At 49.7% G+C, this 8,540-nt stretch carries 7 protein-coding genes; all 7 read right to left on the reverse strand.

Translation table 11 applies throughout. The annotated features are described in order from the left end of the window. Positions 1-103: 103 nt before the first annotated feature. The 7 genes from Q0614_RS05995 to Q0614_RS06025 all read right to left on the reverse strand — a co-directional run bounded on the left by Q0614_RS05995 (position 104) and on the right by Q0614_RS06025 (position 8,095). Positions 104-1,552: a DKNYY domain-containing protein gene (locus Q0614_RS05995; RefSeq protein ID WP_298787251.1), complete on the reverse strand. Its 1,449-nt coding sequence runs from the start codon at positions 1,550-1,552 to the stop codon at positions 104-106. Between the two features lie 183 nt (positions 1,553-1,735). Continuing rightward, positions 1,736-2,977, reverse strand: a complete 1,242-nt coding sequence (locus tag Q0614_RS06000; RefSeq protein WP_298787256.1) for a uracil-xanthine permease family protein — start codon at positions 2,975-2,977, stop codon at positions 1,736-1,738. A gap of 775 nt (positions 2,978-3,752) precedes the next feature. Next, positions 3,753-4,670, reverse strand: a complete 918-nt coding sequence (locus Q0614_RS06005; RefSeq protein ID WP_298787258.1) for an NAD(P)H-dependent glycerol-3-phosphate dehydrogenase — start codon at positions 4,668-4,670, stop codon at positions 3,753-3,755. Between the two features lie 45 nt (positions 4,671-4,715). After that, positions 4,716-4,880 (reverse strand): hypothetical protein, encoded by a 165-nt coding sequence (locus tag Q0614_RS06010; RefSeq protein WP_298787253.1) that lies wholly within the window; start codon positions 4,878-4,880, stop codon positions 4,716-4,718. 785 nt (positions 4,881-5,665) lie between these two features. Beyond that, complete coding sequence (gene gatB / locus Q0614_RS06015; protein WP_298787255.1) at positions 5,666-7,087, reverse strand: Asp-tRNA(Asn)/Glu-tRNA(Gln) amidotransferase subunit GatB; 1,422 nt, start codon at positions 7,085-7,087, stop codon at positions 5,666-5,668. A 113-nt stretch (positions 7,088-7,200) separates the two neighbouring features. Continuing rightward, complete coding sequence (locus tag Q0614_RS06020) at positions 7,201-7,425, reverse strand: hypothetical protein (RefSeq protein WP_297896069.1); 225 nt, start codon at positions 7,423-7,425, stop codon at positions 7,201-7,203. Continuing rightward, a complete protein-coding gene (locus Q0614_RS06025) occupies positions 7,415-8,095 on the reverse strand; it encodes a F0F1 ATP synthase subunit A (RefSeq protein ID WP_291937725.1) in 681 nt (226 codons plus the stop codon). The genes Q0614_RS06020 and Q0614_RS06025 overlap by 11 nt, the downstream gene beginning before the upstream one ends. Positions 8,096-8,540: the final 445 nt, after the last annotated feature.

Below are 8,540 nucleotides of genomic sequence, written 5' to 3' on the forward strand. Positions count from 1 at the left end.
TCCCACTCTTAAAATTTACCTTCTGTAGCCAAGGGTGCGCTGGATAACACGACGTCGGTATTTTCGTCTCGCTCTAAATTTACCTTCCGCCGCACCGCTAAATTTAACCGCGCCGCAAACTGCGTTTTCTAAGGTAGCCATAAATCCAGACTCCGAGCAATAAAACCGCCGCGAGGCAATACATATAAAAGGCCGCGCCGTTTTCATACTCCACGTCCTGCGCGCTAAAGACCTGCTGCGACATCTCGGGGTTTCGCGCCGCCTCGTCCGCGATCTGCGCCATCACCTCATCATCATGCACATCCAGCGTGATCTTTCGCAGATCGATGAAATTCGTCCGCTTATCCAGATGCCTGCCGCTGCGGCCCGTGACGTAAACGCTATGCGAGTAAAAATTTAGATAATAAAATCCCGCGTCGTCCTTCAAAAGCCTTTCCGAGATCTGCCGCACGTCGCCTTTAAACGGATTATCTCCCGCCCTTTTTAGTGCGCTTAGCTTACCGCCCTCCCCGCCAAATTTATAATAAACGTACCAAAGCGCGTCTTTTATCCAGCCCTCGATGCCGCTACCGCGCGGGCGATTTAAAATTTTATCCTTGCTTAGATAAAATATGCCGTTTTTGCTCGCAAACAGCATGTATTCTTGATGCCCGCTCTGAAAATTTAGCGGCGTATAGGGCTCGTTTGTAGCCTCAAACCTCTCGCCGTTCATCAGCACCGCGCCCGTAGCGGGATCAAAAAGAAACTCTATGCCCGAGTTTGGCTCCACGAGATACATCTGCTCGCTAGGCGTGAAATTTAGCCTCTCGCCGTCCGCATAGACGCTGCGTCCGTCGCTTAGCCACCGATCGACCGGGCGAAAGTGCGCGGGCGAGCCGGAGCCGTCTTCGTGTATGATTTTTAACCTTATCTGTTTTAGATTTTTTGCGTCGGCACCCGCTAAAATTTTACCCTCGTAAAATACCCGCTCGCCGTCGGTGGCGACGTAAGGGCTCTCGGTCAGAGGCGAGATGGGCGCGCTAGTATCCAGCCTCGCGTAGGGGTAGTTGTACTCCTGCGGCCATTTAGAGAGCCCGAAGGCGTGAAAAAACACCTTGTAAATGTAGCTTATCGCGCCGCCCGTGCGCTGCGTGACGTCCGAGCAGAAATAACTCACGCGCCCGTCGCTGTAGTATCGCGCGCCGATCTTTTGTGTGCGGGCGGGATCGAGTCCCGACATCTTGCGAGCGCCGCAAAATACGCTACTAGCGTCCATGCCGACGTTTGTGTAGGAGTATCTGCCGGTATCAAGCGCGCGAAAGCTCGCCGCGTCCGCGCCGCCCTCTAGCTCGTAGGGAGCGAGATTCCAAGAGCGTAGATAAATTTTGCCGCCGATGTCGTAATAATCGCTTCTGCCGATCTTTTGCGCGTCCGCGGGCAGCTCGCGCGAGCGGTCATACACCGATAGCTCATAGATAAAAACGAGCGAGACGAAGAGCGGCACAAAAAGTACCGCAAATAGCAGCTTTAGCGCCTTTTTATCAAACCTGCTTAAATTATCTGCCTTTTTCATAAGGCAATTATATATCTTGCTAGTTTAAAACGTTAGAAATTTGCGAGCGTTTGCAGGGGAAATTTTAAAATTTAGGACGCAGTAAATTTGGCGGCGAAAGCTGCGGGTAAATTTGACGCCGAAATTTTAGCTCAAATTTACCCGCAACCGCGCGAAACGACTCAAGCTCCGTGCAAATTTCACTTAGTACCCGTCAAAATGCTTGGTCTTTGGCAGCACCAAATTTAGCGTAATGCCGATAAGCGCGCCAAGTCCCACGCCGCTAAAGCTCATAGCGCCAAAGTCCAGCACCATGCCGCCGATCGCGCAGACGAAGATGAGCGCGACGATGATCATATTGCGCGGCTCGGCTAGATCCACGCCGTTTTTGATCAGAGTCTCCATGCCCACGCTCGCGATGATACCGAAAAGCAGCAACATAATACCGCCGATAACGGGAGCGGGGATCGTGGAGAGCGCGGCGCCGAGCTTGCCCACGAAAGCTAGCAGTATCGCCGTAAGCGCGGCAAAAGTCATGATGGCGGGATTGTAGGCCTTTGTGATGCTAACTGCGCCCGTAACCTCGGAGTAGGTGGTGTTTGGCGGGCCGCCAAAGCAGCCTGCTAGCGATGTCGCGAGTCCGTCGCCCAGCAGCGTGCTTTTAAGCCCCGGATTTTTTAGGAAATTTTCCTTCGTGACGTTGCTGATCGCAAGCATATCGCCGATGTGCTCGATCGCGGGCGCGATGGCGATAGGCACCATGTAGATCACGGCTTCGAGCTTAAAAACCGGCGCGGTGAAATGCGGCAGCACAAACCACGGCGCGGACAAAATCGGCGTAAAATCCACGATGCCGATAAATAGCGACGCGCAGTATCCTACCGCGATGCCGCAAAGTATCGGCACGAGGCGCAGCATGCCGCGGCCAAACATCATAACGACGATAACCGCCGAGAGCGAGATGAGCGCGATGGTAAGCGACTGCCCCTGCGTATAAAGCGCCTCCTTGCCCTTGCCCATGACCATATTTACGGCTGCGGGCGAGAGGATGAGGCCGATCGTCATGATGACGGGGCCGACGACCACGGGCGGTAAAATTTTATGCAAAAACCCCTCGCCTTTGAGCCTAATGAGCAGGCTTAGAACCACGTAAAATAGCCCCGCCGCGATCACTCCGCTCATCGTCGCGGCAATGCCCCACTCCTTGACGCCAAAGCTAAGCGGCGCGATGAACGCAAAACTGGATGCGAGAAAGATCGGCGGGACGTGTTTGCGCGTGATGAGCTGAAACAGCAGCGTGCCGATGCCCGCCGTAAACAGCGCCACGGACGTATCAAGCCCCGTTAAGATCGGCACCAGCACGAGCGCGCCAAACGCGACGAATAAAAACTGCACGCCGACGAGAGCGTCGCGTAGCCTGAGATTGTAGCCTTCGTATTTTTCCATCTTCTCCTCTTTTATCTTTGCGGCTTGCCTCGCGAGCGTCTTTAACGGAGCTAGTAAAAATTTAGCTTGATAGGCCATATACCTTATCTTTGCTAAATTTTTACGTCGCAACCCTTAAATCCATCTCGCGATCCTTCGCCTTGGCTCCTGTATTAAAATTTATAATACACCGACATTCTGTAAAATTTTAACTCGCCGCAGTCGCGGACGAATAGTCCACTCCTTTGCAAGCACTAAAAATTTATCGAAACTACACATCATCTGTCTTAAATATTTTCAAAATTTATGCCTTTCCACCTCATTTTACCGCGAATTCCATCCAAAGCCCACGATTGCGCTCCTTTATTCGGCTCATTTCCACCTCGTCTAAAGAAAAAATACTACGCCTTAATTTTTAAATCTGACACATCAAAAATTTTGATCTACCCGGTCGCAGACGGGCAGTCCGTTCCACCCTCGGCCGTCAACCACCTGCGACTCATCTTAAATGTTTTAAAATTTTACGACCTCGCTTTAAAATTTCGCACTCAAGCTTAAAACGAAATTTTAAATCAGAGCCGCTACGCCACATCATATACAAGCGCCCTTTTGCTGCGATTTTGCGTCGTATCAGATGCGCGAAGCCGCAAGGCGAAAATCAAGCCCATAAAATTATTGGGCAAAGCCGCATAAGCAGAACCAAACAAACAACGACCAAAATCCGCAAACCAGCAACTAAATTTCACAAACATAGCGGATAAATCAAAACTATGCAGGCCGAATTTACCGCTAAAATTTAGCGAGTAAATTCCGTCGCACGGCTATTTTTGCGCAGCAGATCCTTCAGGCTCGCTCTTACGTCCTTGCCACGCAGAATTTGCGCGACCTCGGTAGCGATCGGAGCGTAGATCTTGTGCTTTGCCGCGATATTTACGACCGCTTCGGTCGTAGCTACACCCTCGGCGACCTCGCCCAACTCGCGCAGAATTTCTTCGAGCCCTTTGCCGCGCGCAAGTCCTAACCCCACGCGGTAGTTTCGCGATAGCACACTCGAGGCGGTCAAAAACAAATCACCCACACCACTTAAGCCTAAAAAAGTCTCGTCTCGGGCACCGAAAAACTTGCCAAAGCGCGCGATCTCTACGATGCCGCGTGCGATCAAGCTCGCTCTAGCGTTATTTCCGAGCTCGAGCCCATCGCAAACGCCGCTAGCGATGGCGATGACGTTTTTATACGCGCCGCACACCTCTGCGCCAATGATATCGCCACTAGTGTAGGTCTTGATGTAGGCAGGGAAGGCGCTTGCGAAAAGTTCAGCTAGATTTTCGTTACACGAGCTTACGACGAGCGCGCAAGGCAGCTTCTGCATGACTTCGGTGGCAAACGACGGACCTGATAGATAAGCAAGATTGCCGCGTGCAACATACGCTTCAAAAATTTCGTTCAAAAACCTGCCGCTAGCCACGTCAATGCCCTTGGAAGCGACTAGAATTTTTTGATTTTTGTAGGTGAAATTTTGATCCAGCCACTGCGCGGTTTGCTGCGCTGCGAGCACAAACACCAGTGCTTCGCATTCCAGCGCTTCGCTCACGCTTACAAAATGCGGAATTTGTCTTGGCGTGCGCGAAGTGATGACGCATTCGTTTTTTGCGCTAAGCGCGTCAAAAAGTGCGCTACCCCATTTGCCCGCGCCGATAACCGCGATTTTCATTATGTTCCTTTTTAAAAATTTATTCGCAAATTTGCGGTTTTTCAAATTTCATTCTCTTGAAATTCCCACTCTTTGAAAATTTAGCCCAAAAGCGCCGACATGAGCCTGTGCAAACGCTAGCCGAAGCCACGCTTTAAAATTCGCTTTTTGAAATTTCATCTCGTCAAAATTTCGTCTCATTAAAATTTTGCGCTTTTGAAATTTACTCAGCAAAAACTTCGCTTTTTTAAAATTTACCTCGCTAAAATTTCATACTTTTAAGATTTTGCTCTTCCGCCAAAAAACACTTTCACAAAAGGCGCGGCAGTGAACGAATGAGGATTTTGAAACTCCATTATACGTTTTAAATTTCACTCGTGTATCGCCGAAGCAAATCAAATTTTTAAAAATTTTAATCAAACGCCCGATCGCAAATCGCGCTTTTAAATCCGCTTAAATCTATCAAAGCGTGCTTTGAGCCCAGATGATCTTGCGGTCGCTCGCCACGTTATCGTTTGGCGTAAAGTTTGCAGCACACACATCCGACGCAGCGATTGATTAAATTGAGCCTGCACATCGACTCGCCGCTCAAATTCGACCCTGCGTATTCGACCCTACCTGCCGCACCCCGAGCTTCCGTTCTTGCTTCCTCAAGCAGAGTAATTTTACGTATTCCCTGCGAGCTTTACCGCGCTTTGATGGTAGCCGTAAATAAAATTTTTTAACTGGTGCCTTCTTAAACCACTCCGTCGCAGACCGACACTCGCGCAAACGATCCACACGAGAAAAAACGAGCTCAAAAGAACAAAACGTGCGCGAGGAGAGCGGATAGCCGCCGAGATCGCACCGAATGAAATTATAATATAACACACAAAAGCCTTCGTCATTGGCGCCTGAAAGCTTTAGCTTGAAGCAAAACGCTGCGAGCGGATTTAAAATTTTATCCCTAAGGGCTTCATCTATTGCATGCATCGCACCCCGCCTTTAATTCGCCTTTTGCCGCCGCAAAAGCTGCGAAATCAGCCCAGTTTCTGTTTCAAAAGCTCGTTCACCTTCGCAGGATTAAACGCGCCCTTGCCCTCTTTCATCACTTGGCCTACGAAGAAGCCGAATAGCTTGTCCTTGCCGCCGCGATAGTCTGCGACCTTGTCCTCGTTTTCGCTCATCACGCGCGCTATGATCTCCAAAATCGCGCCGTCGTCGCTTACCTGCCTCAAGCCTAACTTGTCGATGACCGAGCTTACGGCCTCGTCGTGCTCCATTAGATAATCAAGCACCTCTTTAGCGGCCTTTTGCGACACTGCGCCGCCTTCGATCGCGCTTAAAAGCTCATTCATCTTCGCGCTACCTACGGGCGAGTCCTCGATCGTAACGCCATTTTTAAGCCTGCCCGCAAGCTCGACGGTAAGCCAGCTGACGCAGAGCTTCGGCTCGTGCCCCGCGGCGATCAGATCCTCAAAAAATCGCGCGTTTTCGTAGGTCGAGATTATGATCTCGGCGTCCTTCTCTTTAACGCCCAGCTCGCGGACATAGCGTACTTTTTTTTGATCCGGCAGCTCGGGGATCTGCCGCGCAGCAGCCAGCATCTCGTCATCCACGATCACGGTTAGCAGGTCGGGATCGGGGAAATAGCGGTACTCGGCGCTGTCTTCTTTACTACGCATCGGCTTGGTGATGAACTTAGCGGTGTCAAAAAGGCGGGTTTCTTGTACGACCTCTTGCTCATATTTGCCGTCCTGCCACGCTTCGATCTGACGCTCGATCTCAAACTCGATCGCCTTTTGGATAAATTTAAAGGAGTTTAAATTTTTAATCTCCACGCGCGTGTAGAGCTTTTGCTCGCCTTGCGGGCGGATGCTGACGTTTACGTCGCAGCGAAACGAGCCTTCTTGCATGTTCGCGTCGCTGATATTTAAAAAACGCAAAATGCTATGGAGTTTTTTTAGATACGCGACCGCCTCATCCGCAGAGCGCATATCAGGCTCGCTTACGATCTCCAAAAGCGGCGTGCCGGCGCGGTTTAGATCGACTAGGCTGCGCGAGCTTTCGTGATTATTTTTGCCCGCGTCCTCCTCCAGGTGCGCGCGCGTGATGCCGATGCGCTTGCTCTGTCCCTCCGCAGCTATAAAAAGCTCGCCGTGCTCGACGATCGGGATCGTCCACTGCGAAATTTGATACGCCTTGGGAAGGTCGGGATAGAAGTAGTTTTTGCGGTCGAATACCGACTTGCGATTGATCGTCGCATTGACGGCGGTGCCGAAGCTGATGGCTTTTTTAACCGCCTCCTCGTTTAGCACGGGAAGAGCGCCCGGAAGCGCCAAGCAGGTCGGGCAGACGTGCGAATTCGCCTCATCGCCGAAGCTCGTGGGGCAGGAGCAAAAAATTTTGGTTTTGGTATTTAGCTGGCAGTGTACCTCCAGGCCGATCACGGTTTCAAACATAAACTTAACCTTTTAGAATAAAAATTTCGCGTAATTTTACAATTTTTTGCTTTAATACTCGCTTGTAGCGGCGCGCGGCGCGGCTAAATTTTAAAATTTAATCGGATAGATTTTTACTCGCCGCCGCTAAGGAGCTTTTCTTTCAGATCGAAAACATCGACCATCAAGCAGGTGATGATGACGCAAATCACGCCCGGAGCGGTGCAGATGAAGAGGAATTTTAACCCCAAAAAATAAAATGACGGATAGGCAAAAAAGACGAATGCGCCGACGAAGATCAATCCGAACGACGCACCCACGAGGAAGTATAAGAAATTTCGCTTAAAATTAATGCTCATCGACGATCACGGCGCCCGCTAGATAAACGTAGCTTAAAACCATGAAAATAAAAGTCTGTAAAATCGCCATAAAAGTAAGCAGCGCGAACGGCACCATCGGTATTAGCGCAGGAGCGAGAGTAAGCATAACGAGCAGGAAGGTATCGTCGCCTTTGATGTTTCCAAAAAGTCGGAACGAAAGCGATACGACGCGCGAAAAATGCGAGACGATCTCTATGACGAACATAAACGGAGCTAGGATTTTCACCGGCCCCATAAAGTGCTTTAGATAGTTGATCACGCCATGCTCGCGAACGCCCTCAAAATGGTAATACAACCAAACGCAAAGCGTAAGCGAAAGGGTTAAATTTAGACTCGCGCTCGGCGACTCAAAGCCCGGCACCAAGCCGATAACGTTACTAAAAAATATCACAAATCCCAATGTTGCGATTAGCGGAAGATATTTTTTGGCTTGTTCCTCGCTACCCATCGCGTCCTTACCGATCGTTAGCACGCCGCTTAAGTAGGCTTCGGCGATGTTTTGCATGCCGTGGGGTACAAGCTGAAGCGAGCGAGTGGAACAAAGCGCGACGGCTACGATGATAGCGACGACCAAAAAGAAGTAAAAAAGGTAGATAAAAGTGTGGTCGTAAGAAATTAAACCGCCGAAAAGGAAGATGTCTTTTAGCATAAAAACCCTTGATCGTTGAAATTTGAGGCGTATTTTACACTTCTATTCGTTAAAGTATATTTAAATTTACGCTAGCGAGTAAAATTTTGAGCTTTGCGAGTTCTTGCACCGCTTTGCTTGCCTAGCACTTTCGTCTAGCTTGCGCGCCATTTATGCGGGAATTTTGCGTTTTTTTAGCATTTAACTTCACATTTTCAGCATTTCAGCAAATGACAAAATTTTAGCTGGTAAGCACGAAATTTGGGGCCATACTGCCAATTCGCCATTATTGCAAATATAGAATTAATCTGGCACATACGGCGAAGCTCTAAGCCGGCTGGCGGTAAAATTTGTGTTTAAAGATACGAAAAGCACGATAAAATTTACCGCGATGGCACCGCGATAAATTCCAAGAATTCCAAGAATTCCAAGAATTCCAAGAATTCCAAGAATTCCAAGAATTCCA

Source organism: uncultured Campylobacter sp. (assembly GCF_937997595.1).
In the GTDB taxonomy this organism is placed as follows: Bacteria; Campylobacterota; Campylobacteria; order Campylobacterales; family Campylobacteraceae; genus Campylobacter_B.

What these genes read in the sequence shown, in the direction of transcription:
- Q0614_RS05995 (WP_298787251.1), bottom strand. Translation starts at nt 1,552, where the DNA reads ATGAAAAAGGCAGATAATTTAAGCAGGTTTGATAAAAAGGCGCTAAAG.
- Q0614_RS06020 (WP_297896069.1), bottom strand. Translation starts at nt 7,425, where the DNA reads ATGAGCATTAATTTTAAGCGAAATTTCTTATACTTCCTCGTGGGTGCG.
- Q0614_RS06025 (WP_291937725.1), bottom strand. Translation starts at nt 8,095, where the DNA reads ATGCTAAAAGACATCTTCCTTTTCGGCGGTTTAATTTCTTACGACCAC.
- Q0614_RS06000 (WP_298787256.1), bottom strand. Translation starts at nt 2,977, where the DNA reads ATGGAAAAATACGAAGGCTACAATCTCAGGCTACGCGACGCTCTCGTC.
- gatB (WP_298787255.1), bottom strand. Translation starts at nt 7,087, where the DNA reads ATGTTTGAAACCGTGATCGGCCTGGAGGTACACTGCCAGCTAAATACC.